Source organism: Streptomyces sp. NPDC017943 (assembly GCF_044328425.1).
GTDB classification, from domain to species: domain Bacteria; phylum Actinomycetota; class Actinomycetes; order Streptomycetales; family Streptomycetaceae; genus Streptomyces; species Streptomyces djakartensis_A.
Genome location: NZ_JBIRHH010000010.1, coordinates 285,967 through 306,399 on the forward strand (window position 1 = coordinate 285,967; position 20,433 = coordinate 306,399).

The window sequence follows — 20,433 nt, forward strand, 5'->3', positions numbered from 1 at the left end:
ACTTGCCCCATGCCAGTGCTCGACCCGAACCCCCAGCACGGTCAGAAGAAGATGCTGCTCGTCTTCGGCGCCTTCTTCGCGATCTTCATCGTCATCGCCGTGATCGCGACCATCGCCTCGCCCTGACCGCCCCCGCCCGCCCCCATGGTGGGGTTGTCCCCCCTGTCCCCTAGGGGGTGAGGGTCAGGGTCAAGTGGGTGGATCACCGGATGGGCCGGCCGCCGCCCGTTCCGTAGCTTCGAGAGGTGACCTCGCGACGGTCACCGACCACTCGGAGAGCGGAGGCACCCATGTCGGCCCACACGCACACCCGGCCCCACCCGGCGTCCCGGGCCGCCGCCGACAGCCGCCTGCCCTGGTGGGCCCTCGCCTTGCCCGTGCTGGCCTTCACCGCCCTGCTCGCCCTCATCCTGAACCCGTCCGACGCCCACGCCGCGGCGGGCGACCCCGCGATCAGCCAGCTCTTCGAGCGCGTGGAGCGGCTGATGTCCCGCTGAGCACGGCCGAAGCCCGTGGTCAACTCCCTGCGCCCCGTGGCGTGTTTCGTGCGAAGCTGGATCTCATGAGCGTCGCAGAACCCCGCAGGATTGTCCTCTTCCGCCATGCGAAAGCCGACTGGCCGCAAGTGACGGATCACGAGCGTCCACTCGCCGACCGGGGCCGTATGGACGCGGCGGAGGCCGGGCGCAGGCTCGTCGACACCGGCCTCTCCTTCGACCTGGCCCTGTGCTCCACCGCGGTCCGGACCCGGGAGACCTGGAAGCTCGCCGTCCAGGAGTTCCCGCAGCGGCCGAAGACCGTCTACGAGGAGCGGATCTACGAGGCCTCGCCGGGTGAGCTGATCGCCGTGCTCAACGAGACGCCCGACGACGTCCGCACCCTCCTCATGGTCGGCCACAACCCCGGCATCCAGGGCCTGGCCGAGGTGCTGGCCGGTACGGCCGAGACGGACGCCCGCGAGCGGATGACCCGCCGGGGCTTCCCGGCCGCGGCCTTCGCCGTCCTGTCGTTCGGCGGCCCCTGGAAGAGCCTGGAGCCGGGCGCCGGCACGCTGGGCGACTACTGGGCGCCGGCGGAGTGAGGGCCCGGCGCGCATGAGCGCTCCGCGGGCCTGAGCGCCTCCGCGGGCCTGAGCGTCTCGGCGCGCTTGAGCGCCTGCCGTGCGACAGGCCGGGCGCTCGATGCTCGGTGCTCGGCGCGTACGACTTCACGACAGGGGCCCGGCACCGATGTGGTGCCGGGCCCCTGTCGTCCGGTCAGACCGTTTCGTGGGTGTCCGCCGCCTCGACCTCTTCACGGGTGATGCCGAGCAGGTACAGGACGGTGTCCAGGAACGGGACGTTCACCGCGGCGTGCGCGGCCTCGCGCACCACCGGCTTGGCGTTGAAGGCGACGCCGAGCCCCGCCGCGTTCAGCATGTCGAGATCGTTCGCGCCGTCACCGATCGCCACCGTCTGCGACAGCGGCACACCCGCCTCCGCGGCGAACCGGCGCAGCAGCCGGGCCTTGCCCGCCCGGTCGACGATCTCGCCCGTCACCCTGCCGGTGAGCTTCCCGTCGACGATCTCCAGGGTGTTGGCCTGGGCGAAGTCCAGCCCGAGCCGCTCCTTCAGGTCGTCCGTGACCTGCGTGAAGCCTCCCGAGACCACACCGACCTGGTAGCCCAGGCGCTTCAGCGTGCGGATCAGGGTGCGGGCGCCCGGCGTCAGCCGCACCTCGCTGCGCACCTTGTCGACCACGGAGGCGTCCAGTCCCTCCAGCAGGGCCACGCGCGCGTGCAGGGACTGCTCGAAGTCCAGCTCCCCGCGCATCGCCGCGGCCGTCACCTCGGCGACCTTGTCCTCGCAGCCCGCGTGGGCGGCGAACAACTCGATGACCTCGTCCTGGATGAGGGTGGAGTCGACGTCCATGACGACCAGCCGCTGAGCCCGGCGGTACAGCCCCGCGTCGACGACCGCCACATCGACGCCGAGCCGGGCGGCGTCGGTCACCAGGGCGGTGCGCAGCGGCTCGGTCTCCACGCCGGAGACGGCGAACTCGACCGCGGTGACGGGGTACTTGGCGAGGCGGAAGATGCGGTCGATGTTGGCGCCGGTCCGGGTGATCCGTGCGGTGATCGCCGCCGTCGCCTCGGCGGTGAGCGGGTGCCCGAGCACGGTGACCAGGGAGCGACCGAGCCCGCGCGGCCGGTTGTCGCCGAGGCCGGAGATGATCTCCGCCTGCATCTTCATCGACTCGGCCCAGCTGTGCACGGTCGCCCGGAGGTCGCCCTCCAGGCCGGGGGGCGGCTCGGTCACGAGCGCGCACAGCACCATGCGGCCACGGGTGACGACCTGCTCGATGTCGACGACGTCGAGGGAGTAGGCGGCCAGGGTGTCGAAGAGCCCGGCGGTGATGCCCGGCCTGTCCTTGCCGAAGATCTTCACGAGGAGAGTGGGGACGTCGGCAGGGACGTCGGGAGACGAGGTCTGCGAAGCGCTCATGGTGGTTCCACCGTATCCGGCGGGTCGTGCCCACCGCCCCTGTGGTCCGTCTGGCGGACAGCGAACAGTGGGTGTCGCCCCGGTGGCGCGAACGGGACGGCGGGACGGCGGTGGTGCGGGCCGTCCTCACCTCCCGCCCCCGCGCGGGCCACGCGCGGGCGGGGGAGGAGGCGGTGGCGGTGGCGGCGGTGGACCGTCGTCCGGCCGGGTTCGCGGCCCGGCGCCGCGAGGCGGCGGGCCCAGGGGCCGGACGACGGTGGGGGCGCCGTAGATGCCGTCGCCGTCCGGCACGGAGGGGTCGCCGTGCGCGGGGGGCTCGCGATCCGGAGGAGTTTGGCCGTCGCGGGGGGGTGCGCCAGCTGGTGGGGGTGGCTGATGGGGTGGTGCGTCTCCGGGTGGGGGTGGCGGATCGGAGGGTGTTTCTTCCGGTGGGACGGGTTGGCCGGGGGGTGCGCCCGTCGGTCGGTGTGGCTGCCCGGTACCTGCGTCCTGCGGCTGTCCCGCATCGTCGGGGCGGGCATCCTCCGGGTCGTGGAACTCGCCGGGGACGCGGAGGTAGGGGTTGGTGGCCGGGTTCGGCGGCCGATACGGCACACCGGGTGCGTAGGGCCCGGATTCGCCCGGCCGGGGTGTGCCGGGTGTGCGGCGTGGCGGGGCAGGGGGGCCGGCGGGCCAGGGGGTTGCATTCTGCTCCGGTGGTCCAGCGGGTCCGCCCGGGCCGCTGGTCGGCCAGGATGTGCCCGGTGGGGCGGAAAGTTCACCGGGGCGAGGGGTTGCGGTCCGGCCCGGTTCGAGGGGGCCGCCGTGCGGCTTCATCTGCTGTGTCTGTTCGTCCGGCCGGGGCGTGCCCGGTGTGCTGGGTGGCGGGGCGGGGGGTCCGCTGGGCCAGGGGGCTGCAATCCGCCCCGGTCCGGCAGGTCCGCCTGAGGCGTCTGCGCCGCCGTCCGGCCGGGGCGTGCCCGGTGGGCTGGGTGGCGGGGCGGGGGGTCCGCTGGGCCGGAGGGGCGCCCTCCCCGGGGCGGTGGGTCCGCCTGAGGCGTCCGTGCCGCCTCCCGGCCGGGGTGTGCCTGGCGGGGGAGGGGGTCCGTCGGGCCAGAGGGGTGCCTTCCGCCCCGGACCCGCTGGCCCGCTCCGGGCGCCGTACGGCTGCACCCGCTGTGTCTCCTCGTCCGGCCCGGGCGCGCCCGGTGTGCCGCCCGGGCCGGTCCGCCAAGGCGCTGCGCTGTGCCACGGCGTCGTTGCGCTGCCGTCACCGCCACCCATGCCCGCAGTCGGCTGCCGGTGCTCCGGCTCACCCCCCGGCCCCTGCACACCGCCGTCCCGCCGTGGCCGCCGGACCCCCGCGTCCCTGCCCGGCCCTTCTCCCCGGGCCGGTCCCGACGCCGAGCGGCCCGCCGCCCCGCACAGCCACGCGAGCCCGGCCCCGGCCGCCCCGGCCCCGGCTCCCCACAGCGCGCCCAGCAGGACGGCCGTGCCGAGGTGCCCGTGCAGCGTCAGACCGGCCCCGAAGGCGTCGATACCGAGCACGGACAGGGACGCCGTCACGGACACGTCCGTCAGCCGGACCAGCAGGGGCAACCCCAACGCCGTCACGCTCCCCAGCCGCACCGCGCACCGGCCCATGAACCCGAGCGCCCCCGGGTTCCGCCGCGCGCCCGGCCCGGAGTCGTCCGCACCGGAGAACGCGACGTCAGCGGGCCGCGCCCCCACCGGCGTCCGTGCCCCCGTCAGGACCCCCGCGAGCAGCATCAGCAGCACCGCGCCCACGCCCAGCAGCCACACCCGGCCGTCCAGTTCGGCCAGACGCCCCAGCGTCACCGGGCGGTCCGGCCTCGACCCGAGCAGGTCGTCCAGCGGGTGCGGGAGGAAGCGGGTGAGTTCACCCGTCGCGCGGCCGTCCCACGGCACGAACAGGCCGACCGGGACGCCAGCCACACCCCGTTCGGCGCCCCGAGCAGCGCCGCTCCCGCGATGCGCCCGGGACGGTCGTCCCCGGCCGCCGCGTACGCCGCCGCGGCCAGGCCCGCCGCCACGGCCACCAGCAGCGCGGTCACCAGGGCGGACACGGCCGGCCGCACCACCCGGTGCAGGCCCTCCCAGCCCGGCGGCAGCGGCGTACGGCGGGAGGCGAGCAGGGCGACGGCCAGGACGCCCGCCACCCACAGCAGCCCGCCGAGCAGCGTCGGCGCGGTGTCGACCGTGAAGCCGACGGAGGCCCGCGCGTCGGCCAGGTCGCCGAGCCGGTCCGGCAGCAACCCCCCGACGTCGCCCAACCCCGGGACGGCAAGGCCCGTGTCGCCGCCCGGCACGTCGGCGAGGCCCAGCGACCCCCCGTCGATCGTGATGACATCGTGTCCCGCCCAGGCCAGCCCGCCCAGCATCGCCACGAACAGCACGGTCACCGCGCCCGCCCGGGCGGCGAGTTCGCCCAGCGAAATCTCAACTCCCGCCGCGCGCAGGGACCGTAGGAAGAACCAGGACAGCAGCACCGCCCCGGCCAGGCTCACACCCAGTGGCGTGATCCGGAGGGCCGTGTCCGCCTCCGCGCCCGACAGGCCGAACGCCGACACGTCACCGGACGGCGTGACCGACCCGCCCGCAGCCAGCGCCACCACCGCGGCGGTCATCGGCCCCGACGAGCCCGCCGCGTCCGCCTCCAGCAGCCGCAGGCCCAGCGCCGCCGTCCCCGCCATGCCGATCAACGCCCAGCTGACGGCGGCCAAGGCGGACACCAGCACGTCACCCCACGGCACGCGCGCGTGGCCCCGCTCCGCCCCCACCCCTGCGGCAGCACCCATGGCAGACCCCCCGATCCGCGCCACGACGGGAACACCGCGCATGTCCCCCTCGCGTCGAAATACCACTCTCCGGCCGGATTTCAACCCCGTCAACGGAATCGGCGAAGCGTCCGCACTCCGGTCATCCCGAGGCCCGACTTTCGGTCAGGGGGCCGCTCCTGAAATAGTTCCCCCCGATGTTCGACATCCCTAGACTCCCCATGTCGGGGGACAACTCGGGGGACAACTCAGTGGGGCATGGAGTGCCGGAACTCGTACTGGAATCAAACGGACGTACCTGGACGCTCGATCCGTCCAGGGCATACACCCTCGGACGTGATCCGCAGGGGGACGTCGTCTTCGACGACGCCAGGGTCTCCTGGCGTCACGCCACGGTCCGTTTCGACGGCCGCAGTTGGGTCATCGAGGACCACGGCAGCACCAACGGCACCTTCGTGCAGGGGCAGCGCGTCCACCAGGTGGAGCTGGGCCCCGGTTCGGCGGTCAACCTGGGCAACGCGACCGACGGCCCGCGCCTGAACCTCTCCGGAGCCGCGGCCTCCGTCGCCACACCGCAGGCCCGGCCCCAGCAGCAGCCGTACGCCGCGCAGGGCGCGGGCCCGGGCTGGGCGCAGCAGGCCCCCGCCCAGCAGCCGCCGCACCAGCAGAACGCCCCGCAGGCCGGCTGGCAGCAGCCGCAGCAGGGCGCCGCACACATCCCGCAGCAGCAGGGCCCCGGCGGTGCCGCGGGGGCGCCGCCGGTCCACGGCGACCGCAGCCCGACCACCTTCCACCAGTTCTCCCTCGGCCGTGTGATGCGCATCGGCCGTGCTCTGGAGAACGAGCTGGTCGTCTCGGACCTGCAGGTCTCCCGGCACCACGCCGAGTTCCACGCCACGCCCGACGGCCGCATGGAGATCCGCGACCTCGGCTCCCACAACGGCACGTACGTCAACGGTCTGCCGATCGCCAAGGGCGGCTCGCAGCTGCTCGGCCCGACCGACGTCGTCGGCGTCGGCCACTCGACGTTCCGGATCGTCGGCGACCGGCTCGAGGAGTTCGTCGACACCGGTGAGGTGTCCTTCTCCGCGCGCCACCTGACCGTCACGGTCGACGGCGGCAAGCAGATCCTCAAGGACGTCTCGTTCGGCGTCCCGGAGAAGTCGCTCATCGCGGTCATCGGCCCGTCCGGCTCCGGCAAGTCCACCCTGCTCAAGGCGCTGACCGGTTACCGCCCCGCCAACCAGGGCGAGGTGCTCTACGACAACCGGAACCTGTACAAGCAGTTCGCCGAGCTGCGTCAGCGCATCGGTCTGGTCCCGCAGGACGACATCCTGCACAAGGAGCTGACCGTCAAGAAGGCCCTCAAGTACGCGGCCAAGCTGCGCTTCCCCGCCGACACCACGGCGGCCGAGCGCGAGGCCCGGATCGACGAGGTGCTGCGCGAGCTCAAGCTCGACATCCACAAGGACAAGAAGGTCACGTCCCTGTCCGGCGGCCAGCGCAAGCGCGTCTCGGTCGCGCTGGAGCTGCTGACCAAGCCGTCGCTGATCTTCCTGGACGAGCCGACCTCCGGCCTCGACCCGGGCATGGACCGCGATGTCATGCAGCTGCTGCGGGGCCTCGCCGACGACGGCCGCACGGTCCTCGTCGTCACCCACTCGGTGGCCGAGCTGGCGATCTGCGACAAGCTGCTGGTGATGGCGCCGGGCGGTTCGGTCGCCTACTTCGGCCCGCCGGAGGAGGCGCTGAACTTCTTCGGCTACGACACCTGGGCCGACGTCTTCTCCGCCTTCGAGAACTACCGCGACTACGACTGGGCGGGCCGCTGGAAGGGCTCGCAGCACTACCAGATGTACGCCGCGGACATCGACGCCGTCGCGCCGCAGTCCGTACAGGTTCCGGCCATGCAGGCGATGAAGCCGCCGAAACCGCAGGGCTGGATGTCGCAGTTCGTCACGCTGGTCCGGCGCTACGTGTCGGTGATCGCGTCCGACAAGGGCTTCCTGGCGCTGATGGTGATCCTGCCGGCCGTGCTCGGCGCGGTGAGCCTGCTCATCGACGCGGACAAGGGTCTGCTGCCGAACCCCGCCAACCCGCAGACCGGCCGGATCATCCCGAACGGCACGGCGACCACGGTCCTGCTGATCCTCGCGGTGGGTGCCTGCTTCGCGGGCGCGGCGAACTCGGTCCGCGAGCTGATCAAGGAACGGGTCATCTACGAGCGGGAGCGCGCCACCGGCCTGTCCCGCTCGGCGTACCTGATGTCGAAGGTGTTCGTGCTCGGCATGATCACCGTGCTCCAGGGCCTGCTCGTCGGCGTCATCGGCTTCTCCAGCCGGGAGATCCCCGAGGAGGGCCTGATCTTCGGCAGTGCCACACTGCTGGAGCTGTCGGTGCCGATCATGGCGCTGGGCTTCACGTCCATGATGTTCGGCCTGATCATCTCGTCGCTGGTGAAGACGGCCGAGAAGACCATGCCGCTGCTGGTGATGTTCGCGATCATCCAGGTCGTGTTCACCGGTTGCCTGTTCACGCTGCATGGCTCGATCGGCGTCAACCAGTTCTCGTTCCTGATGCCGTCGCGCTGGGCGGTCGCCGCCTCCGGCGCCACGCTGGACTTCAACAGGATCAGCCCGCCCGAGACGGCCGGCGACACCGACCCGCTGTGGGAGCACACCGCCGGGGCCTGGGCCATGGACATGGGCGCGCTGCTGGTGCTCGGCGTGATCTGCGGCTTCTTCGTGGCCCGCTTCCTGCGGCGCCACGAGCCCGAGGTCATGCGCAAGTAGTCACCGCCTCGCGGCGCCCGAAGGGCGGCACCCCGTCAGGAGGGTGCCGCCCTTCGGCGTTCAGTCAGCGAAGCGATGAGGTCCCGCGCCGGCCTCAGTACGCGCTGTTGACGTTGTCCATCGAGCCGTACTTGTCGGCCGCGTAGTGGCAGGCGGCGGTGATGTTGGCTACCGGGTCGTAGATGTCCCAGGAGGTGCCGGGGACGTGCCAGTGCGCGAAGGTCGGCGGGATGACCTGCAGCAGGCCCTTCGACGGGATGCCGTTGATCGCGTTGATGTCCCAGTTGTTGATCGCCTTCGGGTTGCCCGAGGACTCACGCATGATGTTGCGGTGGATGCCGTCGTACGACGCCGGGATGTCGTGCTTCTTCAGGATGTCGAGCGACTCGCGGATCCAGCCGTCGAGGTTGTTCGGGTACTTCTTGACCGTGGCGCGCTTGGCGTCGCGGCTCGCGGCCTCCTTGGCCTTGCGCGCGGCCTCGGCCTTCTTCTTGGCGGCCTCGGCGGCCGCCTTCTTCTTGGCCGCGGCGGCGGCCTCGGCCTTCTGCTTGGCCGCTATCTGCTCCGCCTTCAGGCTGGCACCGGCCATCTGGTCGGTGACGCTCGCCTTGACGTCCTTGATCTGCTCGGTGCTGTACGCCACGGCAGCCGGCTGAGCGGCCTCGGTCGTGGTCTTCGTCGAAGCACCGCTCGGCACCGCGGAGAACCCGATGGCGGCGGCACCCAGGGTGGCGACACCGGCCATGGCGATCTTGTGGTGACGGGTCAGGCTACGACTCTGAACACGGCTGAAGATGTTCTTGGGCATGCTGAGTGGACCTCTTCGAATAGCGCGGGAGTCGCTCGGCGTCCGGCGTTGGACTCGGTGTGTTTCCGACACGAACGCCGCGGGGGAAGAACCCACGGCGCTGAGCGACGTCTGCAATTCTTAGCGGCCGCAAAATGGCGTGGCAAAGGTGTGACGTACGAAAGAAGATAGTGGATCAGGGAGGGGTAAACCGGGTCAGAAAGGACTGTCTGGGCCGCTCAAAAGGGGCGGCTTTGTCTCCTACGCCCTTTCGTACGTGACGTGCGCCCTATGCGCGGGCTCACACGGGGCGCCCCCCGTTCTCACCCCCCGTTGCACGAGCGATGCTCAGTGTGAGGGGTCGTCAGAAGGCCGTCCGGGCTCGGTCAGGGCAACAGCAGGTGCACGTCGCCGAACTCGTGCCACAGGTACCGGCTCCGGAGTGCGGCCGCGTACGCCCGCTCGATCGCCGTGCTGCCCGCGAGCGCCCGCAGCATCAGCAGGTGCGACGCCTCCGGCTCGTGCAGCCCGGTCAGCAGCCCGTCCACCACGCGCACCCCGCGCTCCGGCGTGACGACGAGGTCCGTCCACCCCTCACGCGCGCGCACGACCCCGTCGGAGTCCACCGCCGACTCCACGGCCCGCACCGCCGTCGTCCCGACCGCCACGACCCTGCCCCCCGCGGCCCCGGCCGCGTTGATCAGCCGTGCGGAGGTCCCCGGAACCGCGAAGCGCTCCGGGTAGGGCGGTTCGTGGGCCTCCGCCGAGGCCACCCCCGTGTGCAGGGTGATCGGCGCGAACTGCACCCCCCGGCTCACCAGCTCCGTCACGACCCGGGCGGTGAAGGGCCGCGCCGCACTCGGCATCTCCGCGCTGCCCGACCCGTCCGCGCGGGGCAGCGCGAACACCGTCTGGTAGACGGACAGCGGCTGGTCCCGCTCCGTGTAGGAGTAGCGGATGGGCCGCCCGTACTCCCGCAGCAGCCCCGGCACCGGATCCGGCCCCTCCCCGCCGCCCAGCCGCGTCCCGCCCTCGCCGGCGCCGTCCCCCCGCCCGCTCACCACCGCCGCCCACCACAGTCGTCCGCTCCGTCCGCTCAGCGGTTCCTCCGGCACCAGTCGCGTCCCGCCCGGCAGCCACACCTCACTGCCCGCGGGCGCCCCCGCACGCGCGCGCGTGGTGCCGCGCCCGTCCGGTTCCCGCAGCTCCACCGCCCAGCGGCCGTCGTCGCCGCGGGTGGAGAAGTGCACCACCACGCGTGCGTGCCCGATCCGCCCGTCGACCGCCGCTGCCAGCGTCGGCGAGGTGTTGACCACCAGCACGTCCCCGGCCTGCAGCAGGCCGGGCAGCTCCCGGAACGTGTGGTGCGCCACCCCGGCCCCCCGTGACACCAGCATCCGCACGCCGTCCCGGTCCAACCCGGGCGCCCGCTGCTCCACCGGCACCCGGGCCGACAGCTCCTGCGGCACCCGTACCGCGAGCGTCATCGGACCCCCTCCGCCGGCGCCGCGGCCGCGTACCGCCCGCTGGCCGGCCGCTCGTCCAGCAGCCGCAGGAACCCCGGCACCACCCGGGCCGGCTCGGGCCGCGGGTCCGGATCGTCCGGCACGGCCGCCGCGTACAGGTCGGTGGCCATGTCACCGGGATCGACGGCCCAGACCCGCAGCCCCGGCTCCTCCACGGCGAGCACGGCCGCCAGGTGGTCCAGCGCCGCCTTGGACGCTCCGTAACCGCCCCACGTCTCGTACGCCTCGGCCGCCGCGTCCGAGCTGACCGCCACCACGGCACCCGCCCCCGAGGCCCGCAGCAACGGCAGCGCCTCCTGCACCAGCCCCAGCCCCGCGACCAGATTCACCTCCAAGGCCCGCCGCAGCCCCTCCAGCGGCAGCTCCTCCAGCCGCACCAGAGGCTCCGCGCCCAGCGCGCTGGCGTTGTGCACCAGCAGGTCGACCCCGCCCAGCCGCCACGCCGCCGCCACCAGCCCGGCCCGGTGCCCGGGGTCGGTGACGTCCCCGGGCAGGGCCGTCACCCGTGTGCCGTGCACGGCGACCGCCCGCGCCGCCTCCGCCAGCACCTCGGCGCCCCGGGCATCGAGCACCAGGTCCCAGCCCCGTTCGGCCAGGGCCCCCGCCAGGGCCAGGCCCAGCCCCTTCGAGGCACCCGTGATGATCGCCACCGGCATGATCCGCTCCCCTCGTCCTGATCACCGTCGACCAAGGCCGGTCGACGTGCCCTCAACGTAGGAACGGAGCCGTCCGGCCCGCCTCCGCCGCAGGCCGCAAGCCACCGGGTCCCTTGGCCGTAGACCGCGAGCCCCCGGTCCGGGGACCCGGGCCGCCGCACCGCCGCCTTCGGCGCACGGCAGGCCGCCCGGACCTGCGCCCCGCCGCTCCCGGCCCGGTCCCCGGATCTACGCCCCGCCCCCGCGGCCTCGGCCCCGCGACCTAGGTCCAGCGGCCCCGCCCCGGCCGCCACCGGCCCGATCCGCGCCGCCGGGCACGCCGGTACGGTGAGGACATGAGTCACGGCCCCCGGTCCGGCCTCGCCGCGGTGAGCTCCGCGCTCCTGGCCATGAGCAGGCACCTGGAGGTGCGCGACGTCCTCAAGACGATCGTCGCCTCGGCCCGCGAGCTGCTCGACGCGCAGTACGCCGCACTCGGCGTACCGGACGACCACGGCGGCTTCGCCCAGTTCGTCGTCGACGGCGTCAGCGAGGAGCAGTGGAAGGCCATCGGCCCCCTGCCGCGCCAGCACGGCATCCTCGCCGCGATGCTGCACGAGGCGAGGTCCGAGCGCCTGGCCGACGTCCGCAAGGACCCCCGCTTCGAGGGCTGGCCCAAGGCCCACCCCGATCTGGTCGACTTCCTCGGCCTGCCGATCCGCGACGGGGACGAGGTCATCGGCGCCCTGTTCCTCGCCAACAAGAACTGCTCCAGGCCCGACGGCGGTTGCGGCTTCACCCAGGACGACGAGGAACTGCTCGGCATCCTCGCCCAGCACGCCGCGATCGCCCTGACCAACGCCCGCCTGTACGAACGCAGCCGGGAGCTCACCATCGCCGAGGAGCGCTCCCGCCTCGCCCACGAACTGCACGACGCGGTCAGCCAGAAGCTGTTCTCGCTGCGCCTGACCGCCCAGGCCGCCGCCCGTCTGGTGGACCGGGACCCCTCCCGCGCCAAGGGGGAACTGCATCAGGTGGCGGTGCTGGCCGCCGAGGCGGCGGACGAACTGCGGGCGGCCGTGGTCGAGTTGCGTCCGGCCGCCCTCGACGAGGACGGTCTGGTCGCCACCCTGCGCACCCAGATCCAGGTCCTCGACCGCGCCCACAGCGCCCGCGTCACCTTCACCGCCCACGGCGTGAAGGCCCTGCCCGCCTCCCAGGAGGAAGCCGTCCTGCGGGTCGCCCAGGAAGCGCTGCACAACGCCCTGCGCCACTCCGGCGCCGAGCACGTCGACGTCACCCTGGAACGGCGCGGCGGGGGAGCGGTGCTGCGGGTCACCGACGACGGCGGCGGATTCGACCCGAGCGCGGTGCGCCGCGCCGGACGCCACCTCGGTCTGGTCTCGATGCGGGACCGGGCCGGCGGCGCCGGCGGCACGCTCACCGTGGAATCGGCGCCCGGCAAGGGCACCACGATCGAGATGGAGGTCCCCGGTGGCTGACGCAATCAGGGTGCTGCTCGTCGACGACCACCAGGTGGTCCGCCGGGGCCTGCGCACCTTCCTCGAGGTGCAGGACGACATCGAGGTCGTCGGCGAGGCCGCGGACGGCGCCGAAGGAGTGGACCGCGCCGAGGAGTTGCGCCCCGACGTCATCCTCATGGACGTCAAGATGCCGGGCATGGACGGGGTCGACGCGCTGCGCCGACTCCGCGAGCTCGACAACCCCGCGCGCGTGCTCGTCGTCACCAGCTTCACCGAACAGCGCACGGTCGTCCCTGCCTTGCGCGCGGGCGCCGCCGGGTACGTCTACAAGGACGTCGACCCCGACGCGCTCGCCGGGGCCATCCGCTCCGTCCACGCCGGGCACATCCTGCTCCAGCCGGAGGTGGCCGGCGCCCTGCTCTCCCAGGAGGAGGCCAATTCGGGCCCGGGCCGGGCCGGTTCCCTCACCGAGCGGGAGCGCGAGGTGCTCGGGCTGATAGCGGACGGCCGCTCCAACCGCGAAATCGCCCGCGCCCTCGTCCTGTCCGAGAAGACCGTCAAGACCCACGTCTCGAACATCCTGATGAAGCTCGACCTGGCCGACCGGACGCAGGCGGCGCTGTGGGCCGTCCGCCATGGTGTGGCGGGCTGACACCCTGCTCCCACGGCACCGCGGAAGGTTCCGTTCCGGACTGAGATTCATACTGTCGTGGGAACGTCCCCCATATGGCGCATCCTCGGGGGATCTTCACCGTTCTCCAGTGCGTGCTGCGGCGCCTGCCGCGGCAATCGCTAGGAGGGCTCAGAAGTGAAGAACCTGAAGAAGGCAGCGGCCGTGACGATGGTGACCGGTGGCCTGCTGGCCGCGGGCGCGGGCATGGCCTCCGCCACCAGCGCGCACGCCGACGGCCAGGCCGTGGGCTCCCCGGGCGTCGGCTCGGGCAACGTCGTCCAGGCTCCGGTGCACGTGCCGGTCAACGTCTCCGGCAACAGCGTGAACGTCGTGGGCATCCTGAACCCGGCCTTCGGCAACCTGGCCGTCAACCACTGACGCGCCGCCTCCGTCTCCGAGCCGGAGGTGACACCGGCCTCCCGGCCCCGCCCGGGAGGCCGGCCCGCACGACCGCGGCGCTCCCCGGTCCCGGAGACCCGCTCAAGCAAGGGCGCACGACGCCGTGGCCTCGGGCGCGGCACGAACCCCCGTCACCGCACCGGTCACCGGACCCCGCGCTCCCGCTCCTCCACGACGGAGTTGTACGCCGCGACCTGCGCCCGCCGGGCCGTCCGCTCCACCGGCCGCAGCGCCTCCCGCCGCGCCGAGATCTCCGACGAACTCATCGCACCCCCGTGACCGCTCTCGGTCGCCACGGCGATGAGCGCCCCCACCCGCTGCGCCAGCTCCAGCACCCGCACTGCCCGCGGCGGATACCCCGGCGCCAGCACCTCCCGCCCGCGCTCGGCCCGGGCCCGGTACGCCTCGACGGCCGCCTCGGCCACCGGCCCCGACCCGGCCACGTCCAGCCGCGTCAGCACCTCGGTCGCCTCCCGCAGGGCCTCCGCGAGCTCCCGCTCCGCCTCGCCCAGCGACGGCACGTCCGCCGGGGGCGCCTCCCGCACCGGCAGCACATGCCAGATCACCTCGACCTGCACCCCCTCGGGGCCGGCGTCGTACACGTCCGGCACCAGCCCGAGCGCGGCCCCGTGACAGACCACCGCCTCCTCCGCCTCCAGCGCCCGCGCGTTGAACTCCGGCGGCCCGCTCAGGCCCAGCGGATGCCCCGGCGCCGGCAGCGCCACCCGCAACCCGGTCGCCCCGAGCCGGCGCAGCCGCCCCAGCGCGAGCGTCAGACCGACCTGGCCCGACTCGTCCGGCAGCCCGGCCACCCGGTGCACCGCGTCCTCGCCGACGATGGCGAGCACCGCGTCATCCGGAGAGACAAGTCCGGCCAAAAGGGCGTTTCCCCAAGCGGCGAGGCGCCCGGCACGTGGTTCAGCAAGCATGCCTCCACCCTAGGACCCTCCAAGGACCGGACCGAGGGAATGCCCCGGTCGGCCGGTGGCGTAGATTTCATGGAGGGCTGCGCCCACCGGCGCGGCGGACCGAGCCACAGGCGTACGCGACAGCCGAGACCGGCCACACTGCAAGGGGAGACAACGCGCTCATGAGCGATGTTCTGGAGCTTCAGGACGTATCCGTGGTCCGCGAGGGCCGGGCTCTGGTGGACCAGGTCTCCTGGTCGGTCAAGGAGGGCGAGCGCTGGGTCATCCTCGGCCCGAACGGCGCCGGCAAGACCACCCTCCTGAACCTCGCTTCCACCTACCTCTACCCCAGCGCGGGCACCACCACCATCCTCGGCGAGACCCTCGGCCGCCCCGGCACCGACGTCTTCGAGCTGCGCCCCCGCATCGGCATGGCCGGCATCGCCATGACCGAGAAGCTCCCCAAGCGCCAGACGGTCCTGCAGACGGTCCTCACCGCCGCCTACGGCATGACCGCCACCTGGAACGAGGACTACGAGGAGGTCGACGAGCAGCGCGCCCGCGCCTTCCTCGACCGGCTCGGCATGAGCGACTACCTCCAGCGCCGGTTCGGCACCCTCTCCGAGGGCGAGCGCAAGCGCACCCTCATCGCGCGCGCCCTGATGACCGACCCCGAGCTGCTCCTGCTCGACGAGCCCGCCGCCGGCCTCGACCTCGGCGGCCGCGAGGACCTCGTCCGCCGCCTCGGCCGCCTCGCCCTCGACCCGATCGCCCCCTCGATGCTCATGGTGACCCACCACGTCGAGGAGATCCCCCCGGGCTTCACCCACGTCCTCATGATCCGCCAGGGCAAGGTCCTCGCCGCCGGCCCGCTGGAGCTGGAACTCACCTCCCGCAACCTGTCCCTCTGCTTCGGCCTCCCGCTCGTCGTCGAGCAGTCGGGCGAACGCTGGACCGCCCAGGGCCTCCCGCTGTCCTGACCCGCACCGCGCAAATCCCCGGGCGGGAACGGGAATTCACCACGGGCGCCCTGTCGGCGAGAGGCCCCGCGGACCTACCATGACCATGTGGACATCGACGCATGGCTGTGGTGGCTCATCGGCGCGACGGCGCTCGGCATCGCGCTCGTGGTCACCGCGATGCCCGAACTCGGCATGCTCGCGGTGGGCGCCGTCGCCGCCGCCGTGACCACCGGCGTCCTCGGCGGCGGAGCCGTCGCCCAGGTCGTCGTCTTCGCCGTCGTCTCGACCGCGGGCATCGCCGTCGTACGCCCCATCGCGAACCGGCACCGCGCACAACGGCCCCCATTCGCCTCCGGCGTGGACGCCTTGAAAGGCCGGCAAGCCGTCGTCCTGGAACGCGTCGACGCCTCCGGCGGCCGCATCAAGCTCGCCGGCGAGATCTGGTCGGCCCGCGCCCTCGACACCGGCCGCGCCTACGAAGTGGGCCAGGAAGTGGACGTCGTGGACATCGAGGGAGCCACCGCCGTCGTCATGTGACCTCGCACGACGCAACTGGTGAGAACTCCTCGCGAGGTACGCGACGGTCTGTCAGACTCGACCAGCAAGATCAACCAAGGATCTTCCGAAGGCGCCGAGGCGGAGAAGGGTACGGGGAACGACGATGGAACCGGTCATCATCGTCCTGATCATTCTGGTGGTGTTGGTCTTCATCGCCCTGATCAAGACGATCCAAGTCATCCCGCAGGCCAGCGCGGCCATCGTCGAGCGCTTCGGCCGCTACACGCGGACGCTCAACGCGGGCCTCAACATCGTCGTCCCGTTCATCGACACCATCCGCAACCGCATCGACCTGCGCGAGCAGGTCGTCCCCTTCCCGCCCCAGCCGGTGATCACCCAGGACAACCTGGTCGTCAACATCGACACCGTCATCTACTACCAGGTGACCGACGCGCGTGCCGCGACCTACGAGGTCGCCAGCTACATCCAGGCGATCGAGCAGCTCACCGTCACCACGCTCCGCAACATCATCGGCGGCATGGACCTGGAGCGGACCCTGACCTCCCGCGAGGAGATCAACGCCGCCCTGCGCGGCGTCCTCGACGAGGCCACCGGCAAGTGGGGCATCCGCGTCAACCGCGTCGAGCTCAAGGCGATCGAGCCGCCCACCTCCATCCAGGACTCGATGGAGAAGCAGATGCGCGCCGACCGCGACAAGCGCGCCGCGATCCTCCAGGCGGAAGGTGTCCGCCAGTCCGAGATCCTGCGCGCCGAGGGCGAGAAGCAGTCCCAGATCCTGCGCGCCGAGGGCGAGGCCAAGGCCGCCGCCCTGCGCGCCGAGGGCGAGGCCCAGGCCGTCCGCACGGTCTTCGAGGCCATCCACGCCGGCGACCCGGACCAGAAGCTGCTCTCCTACCAGTACCTGCAGATGCTCCCCAAGATCGCCGAGGGCGACGCCAACAAGCTCTGGATCGTCCCCAGCGAGATCGGCGACGCCCTCAAGGGCCTGTCCGGCGCCATGGGCAACTTCGGCAACATCGGCGGCGGCTCCGGCGGCAACGGAGGCGGGTCCGCGGGCAGCGTCCCCGCCCAGGAACGCCGCGAGAAGCCCTACATCGACTGACAGCACCAGCCGCGCACCGTCCCCCGCGACCCCTTCCCGTCAGGGGCGCGGGGAACCGCGCGAATCAACCGCACTCGACCCGCGGCCGACGACGAGCTACCGAGGCCCCACGGCGAGGGTCACGCCGCGTCCAGCGTCAGCCAATCCGGCAGCGCCGCGAAGTCACCCTGTGTCAGAGCCAGGAGCATCGCATCCGCCGGCGTCGGCTCGAACGGCTGCCGCAGCAGCGGCATCCCCGCCTCCTCCGGAGTCCGGTTCGCCTTGCGGTGGTTGTCCACCGCGCACGAGGCCACCGTGTTCAGCCAGCTGTCCTGCCCGCCCTGCGACCGCGGCACCACGTGGTCCACGGTCGTCGCCCGCCGCCCGCAGTACGCGCACCTGTGCCGGTCCCGCACCAGCACACCCCGCCGCGACCACGGAGCACGTCTTCGGAAGGGCACCCGCACGTACTGGCAGAGCCTGATCACCCGCGGCGCCGGTATGTCGACCGCGGCTCCCCTCATCCGCAGTTCGGGGTGGGCCTGCTCGACGACGGCCTTGTCCTGAAGCACCAGAACGACGGCTCGGTTCAGCGTCACCGTCGACAACGGCTCGAAGCTCGCGTTCAGTACCAGCGTGTCCCGCATACCAGCCCACCTCCCGTGTGCACCGGCCCACCCCCTGGCGGGCTGGGACCAACTCTGGCCGGGCACGCCGAGATGGACAACGCAATATCTGCTGCTCCCACGGGGGGTGACCCCCGCGACCCCCGGCAACAAGAAAATGCCCGCTCCTGATCAATTCCAATACCAGGAGCGGGCAAACGTCGTATGAACGCCGGGACGGCGCGGAAGGCGGCTCAGCCCTCGGCGGGCACCTCGTACTCGCCGATGAGCTGGGCCCGCCCGATCGTGTGGAACCGCAGGTTGAAGCCGACCACGGCCGGCGACGCGTCCGCGTCGGGCCCCAGCTTCTCCTGGTCCACGGCGTAGACCGTGAACACGTACCGGTGCGGCCCGTCCCCGGGCGGCGGCGCGGCCCCGCCGAAGTCCTTGCTGCCGTAGTCGTTGCGGGCGTGGACGGCCCCCTCCGGAAGCCCCTCGAACGTGCCGCCGCCCGCACCCGCCGGCAGCTCGGTCACCGACGCCGGGATGTCGAACAGCACCCAGTGCCAGAACCCACTGCCCGTCGGGGCGTCGGGGTCGTAGCAGGTCACGGCGAAGCTCTTGGTCTCGGGCGGGAAGCCCTCCCACCGCAGCTGCGGCGAGGTGTTGCCGGCCGCTTGGACCTGAGCATCCTGGAGCGTGGCGCCCTCACGGACGTCCTCGCTCGTCACCGTGAACGACGGCACGGGCGGATGGAAGTCGTGGGGGAGCGGCCGCCGCTTGAGCTCGGTCACCTCGGTACCTCCTGGATCGGTTGGTGCGTGCCCTTCCGAGCCTAGGACCTGTCTCAGAACCAGTTGCGCTTGCTGCCCACCTCGGAGAGCCACTGGTTGAGGTACGCCGCCCAATCGGTCCCCTGGTAGTCGTTCAGACCCACCTGGAAGGAGCGGAAGGTGTCGCTGCCCTCGCTGAACAGCCCCGGCCTCTTGTCCATCTCCAGCACCACGTCCATGGCGTGCTGGTCGGCCACGAAGCTCAGCTCGACCTGGTTCAGCCCGCGGTACTGCTGCGGCGGGAAGAACTCGATCTCCTGGTAGAACGGCAGTTTCTGCCGCGTGCCCCGGATGACACCGCGCTCCATGTCCGCGCTCTTGAAGCGGAAGCCGAGCTGGATGAACGCGTCCAGGATCGCCTTCTGCGCCGGCAGCGGGTGCACGTTGATCGGGTCCAGGTCACCGGAGTCCACGGCCCGCGCGATCTCCAGCTCGGTGGTGACACCGATGTTCATGCCCCGCAGCGTCTGCCCGTCGATGGTCGTGATGGGCGTCTCCCACGGGATCTCCAGCCCGAACTGCACCGCGTGCACCGCGTTCGCCTGGAGCTCGAACGCGCCGCCCAGCCGCGACTTGGTGAACTCGATGTCCTGCTTGTACTCCTGGTCGCCGCTCTCCACCTCGACCTTGGCCTGCAGCCCGACCGAGAGCCCCTCGATCTGCTGGTTGACGGACCCGCCCTGGATACGCACCTCACCCTGGACGACACCGCCCGGGACGACGTTGACCTCGTGCAGCACCGTCTCGACCGAAGCCCCGCCGGCCCCCAGGCTCGCGAGCAGCTTCTTGAACGCCATGTCTCTCCCTCTCGCCCACTACGGGTGGATCCTTGATCCCTACAAACGCTCTCCGGCCGCGGCCGGTTCCATGCCCCACCCTGGCAAGAGCCGGTGCCGGCGGCCACCCCGTGACCGCATCCCGCCTCCAGTACCCTCGGACGGCATGATCGCGAGCCCCGACCGTACGCCCCTGCCCAGGGAGTTCTTCGACCGGCCCGTCCTCGAGGTCGCCCCCGATCTCCTCGGCCGCATCCTGGTCCGCAGCACCCCGGACGGCCCGATCGCCCTCCGCCTCACGGAGGTGGAGGCGTACGACGGCGAGAACGACCCGGGCTCCCACGCCTACCGCGGTCGCACGGCCCGCAACGCGGTGATGTTCGGTCCGCCCGGTCATGTGTACGTCTACTTCACTTACGGCATGTGGTTCTGCATGAACCTGGTGTGCGGACCCGAGGGCAGGTCGAGCGCGGTCCTGCTGCGCGCCGGCGAGATCGTCGAGGGCGCCGAACTGGCCCGCACCCGTCGACTCTCGGCCCGGAACGACAAGGAACTGGCCAAAGGCCCCGCCCGCCTCGCGACGGCCCTGGACGTGGACCGCTCCCTGGACGGTACGGACGCCTGCACCGCCGCGGACACCCCGCTCCGCATACTGACCGGCGCCCCCGTCCCCTCCGACCAGGTGCGCAACGGACCGCGCACCGGTGTGTCCGGTGAAGGAGCCGTCCATCCCTGGCGGTTCTGGGTCGCGGACGACCCGACGGTGAGCCCGTACCGGGCCCATGTCCCGAGGCGCCGCCGAAGTTGACTCGCCCTACGGGGGTGCGTAAGGTAGTCCGAGCCGCTTGAGCCGGACAGGGCATTCGCCCGCAGCCGGAGGCGGCCAAACCACTACCCAGCGACTCCCCTCAGTAGGGGCGAATTCGACGTGTCCGCATGTCTGAATTCGGCGCCGAAAGACTCGATTATGAGTTGGACGGGGAATCGGCTAACGTAGTGAATGTCGAAAGGCCGACGAGCGAAAGCCCGGAAGCCGACGGCGAATCCCGCCGACAGGGAATCGGGTCGAAAAAGATCTGATAGAGTCGGAAACGCAAGACCGAAGGGAAGCGCCCGGAGGAAAGCCCGAGAGGGTGAGTACAAAGGAAGCGACCGTTCCTTGAGAACTCAACAGCGTGCCAAAAGTCAACGCC

Annotated in this window: 19 protein-coding genes and 1 pseudogene; 11 read left to right on the top strand and 9 right to left on the bottom strand. The window is 72.2% G+C overall.

Annotated elements, in window-relative coordinates; all coding sequences use genetic code 11:
- The first annotated feature begins 9 nt into the window (after positions 1-9).
- From ACH4C6_RS29695 to ACH4C6_RS29705, 3 genes are all read left to right on the top strand, one after another.
- Positions 10-126, top strand: coding sequence for an SGM_5486 family transporter-associated protein (locus tag ACH4C6_RS29695; protein ID WP_097215821.1), 117 nt, complete (start codon positions 10-12; stop codon positions 124-126).
- Between the two features lie 164 nt (positions 127-290).
- A complete protein-coding gene (locus tag ACH4C6_RS29700; RefSeq protein WP_398111709.1) occupies positions 291-497 on the top strand; it encodes a hypothetical protein in 207 nt (68 codons plus the stop codon).
- A 65-nt stretch (positions 498-562) separates the two neighbouring features.
- Positions 563-1,081: a SixA phosphatase family protein gene (locus ACH4C6_RS29705; protein WP_398111710.1), complete on the top strand. Its 519-nt coding sequence runs from the start codon at positions 563-565 to the stop codon at positions 1,079-1,081.
- A 175-nt stretch (positions 1,082-1,256) separates the two neighbouring features.
- Here the strand turns inward: ACH4C6_RS29705 and serB are convergent, their stop codons facing one another.
- Positions 1,257-2,483, bottom strand: coding sequence for a phosphoserine phosphatase SerB (serB, locus tag ACH4C6_RS29710; RefSeq protein WP_398111711.1), 1,227 nt, complete (start codon positions 2,481-2,483; stop codon positions 1,257-1,259).
- A 936-nt stretch (positions 2,484-3,419) separates the two neighbouring features.
- A pseudogene (locus tag ACH4C6_RS29715) lies at positions 3,420-5,281 on the bottom strand (streptophobe family protein); the annotation flags it as partial.
- 242 nt (positions 5,282-5,523) lie between these two features.
- Between ACH4C6_RS29715 and ACH4C6_RS29720 the strand changes: the two are divergent.
- Positions 5,524-8,052: an FHA domain-containing protein gene (locus ACH4C6_RS29720; protein ID WP_398111712.1), complete on the top strand. Its 2,529-nt coding sequence runs from the start codon at positions 5,524-5,526 to the stop codon at positions 8,050-8,052.
- Positions 8,053-8,146: 94 nt separating this feature from the next.
- Here ACH4C6_RS29720 and ACH4C6_RS29725 read toward each other — a convergent pair whose 3' ends face one another.
- From ACH4C6_RS29725 to ACH4C6_RS29735, 3 genes are all read right to left on the bottom strand, one after another.
- Complete coding sequence (locus ACH4C6_RS29725; protein WP_398111713.1) at positions 8,147-8,860, bottom strand: transglycosylase SLT domain-containing protein; 714 nt, start codon at positions 8,858-8,860, stop codon at positions 8,147-8,149.
- 365 nt (positions 8,861-9,225) lie between these two features.
- Entirely contained in the window at positions 9,226-10,326 is a 1,101-nt protein-coding gene (locus ACH4C6_RS29730; protein ID WP_398111714.1) for an S-adenosylmethionine:tRNA ribosyltransferase-isomerase, read from the bottom strand.
- Entirely contained in the window at positions 10,323-11,021 is a 699-nt protein-coding gene (locus tag ACH4C6_RS29735; RefSeq protein ID WP_398111715.1) for an SDR family NAD(P)-dependent oxidoreductase, read from the bottom strand. Before ACH4C6_RS29735 ends, ACH4C6_RS29730 begins: the two co-directional genes overlap by 4 nt.
- A 335-nt stretch (positions 11,022-11,356) precedes the next feature.
- Between ACH4C6_RS29735 and ACH4C6_RS29740 the strand changes: the two genes are divergently transcribed.
- From ACH4C6_RS29740 to ACH4C6_RS29750, 3 genes are all read left to right on the top strand, one after another.
- Complete coding sequence (locus ACH4C6_RS29740; RefSeq protein ID WP_398111716.1) at positions 11,357-12,502, top strand: GAF domain-containing sensor histidine kinase; 1,146 nt, start codon at positions 11,357-11,359, stop codon at positions 12,500-12,502.
- On the top strand, positions 12,495-13,136 hold the full coding sequence (locus ACH4C6_RS29745) for a response regulator (RefSeq protein ID WP_376333241.1): 642 nt from the start codon (positions 12,495-12,497) through the stop codon (positions 13,134-13,136). The genes ACH4C6_RS29740 and ACH4C6_RS29745 overlap by 8 nt, the downstream gene beginning before the upstream one ends.
- 156 nt (positions 13,137-13,292) lie before the next feature.
- Complete coding sequence (locus ACH4C6_RS29750; protein WP_030852293.1) at positions 13,293-13,535, top strand: chaplin; 243 nt, start codon at positions 13,293-13,295, stop codon at positions 13,533-13,535.
- Between the two features lie 164 nt (positions 13,536-13,699).
- Here the strand turns inward: ACH4C6_RS29750 and ACH4C6_RS29755 are convergent, their stop codons facing one another.
- Complete coding sequence (locus ACH4C6_RS29755; RefSeq protein WP_398111717.1) at positions 13,700-14,485, bottom strand: hypothetical protein; 786 nt, start codon at positions 14,483-14,485, stop codon at positions 13,700-13,702.
- A 161-nt stretch (positions 14,486-14,646) separates the two neighbouring features.
- On the opposite strand from ACH4C6_RS29755, the gene ACH4C6_RS29760 reads away from it, so the two are divergent.
- The 3 genes from ACH4C6_RS29760 (at position 14,647) to ACH4C6_RS29770 (ending at position 17,047) form a co-directional block, all read left to right on the top strand.
- Entirely contained in the window at positions 14,647-15,444 is a 798-nt protein-coding gene (locus ACH4C6_RS29760; RefSeq protein WP_398111718.1) for an ABC transporter ATP-binding protein, read from the top strand.
- 87 nt (positions 15,445-15,531) lie between these two features.
- On the top strand, positions 15,532-15,963 hold the full coding sequence (locus ACH4C6_RS29765; RefSeq protein WP_398111719.1) for an NfeD family protein: 432 nt from the start codon (positions 15,532-15,534) through the stop codon (positions 15,961-15,963).
- Between the two features lie 124 nt (positions 15,964-16,087).
- Complete coding sequence (locus ACH4C6_RS29770) at positions 16,088-17,047, top strand: SPFH domain-containing protein (protein WP_398111720.1); 960 nt, start codon at positions 16,088-16,090, stop codon at positions 17,045-17,047.
- 119 nt (positions 17,048-17,166) lie between these two features.
- Here the strand turns inward: ACH4C6_RS29770 and ACH4C6_RS29775 are convergent, their stop codons facing one another.
- The 3 genes from ACH4C6_RS29775 to ACH4C6_RS29785 form a co-directional block, all read right to left on the bottom strand.
- Entirely contained in the window at positions 17,167-17,673 is a 507-nt protein-coding gene (locus tag ACH4C6_RS29775; protein ID WP_398111721.1) for an HNH endonuclease, read from the bottom strand.
- 212 nt (positions 17,674-17,885) lie between these two features.
- Complete coding sequence (locus tag ACH4C6_RS29780; protein ID WP_398111722.1) at positions 17,886-18,425, bottom strand: YbhB/YbcL family Raf kinase inhibitor-like protein; 540 nt, start codon at positions 18,423-18,425, stop codon at positions 17,886-17,888.
- A 53-nt stretch (positions 18,426-18,478) separates the two neighbouring features.
- Positions 18,479-19,261: a sporulation protein gene (locus ACH4C6_RS29785; RefSeq protein WP_398111723.1), complete on the bottom strand. Its 783-nt coding sequence runs from the start codon at positions 19,259-19,261 to the stop codon at positions 18,479-18,481.
- A 145-nt stretch (positions 19,262-19,406) separates the two neighbouring features.
- Here ACH4C6_RS29785 and ACH4C6_RS29790 point away from each other — a divergent pair, with 145 nt between their 5' ends.
- Positions 19,407-20,048, top strand: a complete 642-nt coding sequence (locus tag ACH4C6_RS29790) for a DNA-3-methyladenine glycosylase (RefSeq protein WP_398111724.1) — start codon at positions 19,407-19,409, stop codon at positions 20,046-20,048.
- The last annotated feature ends 385 nt before the right edge of the window (positions 20,049-20,433 follow it).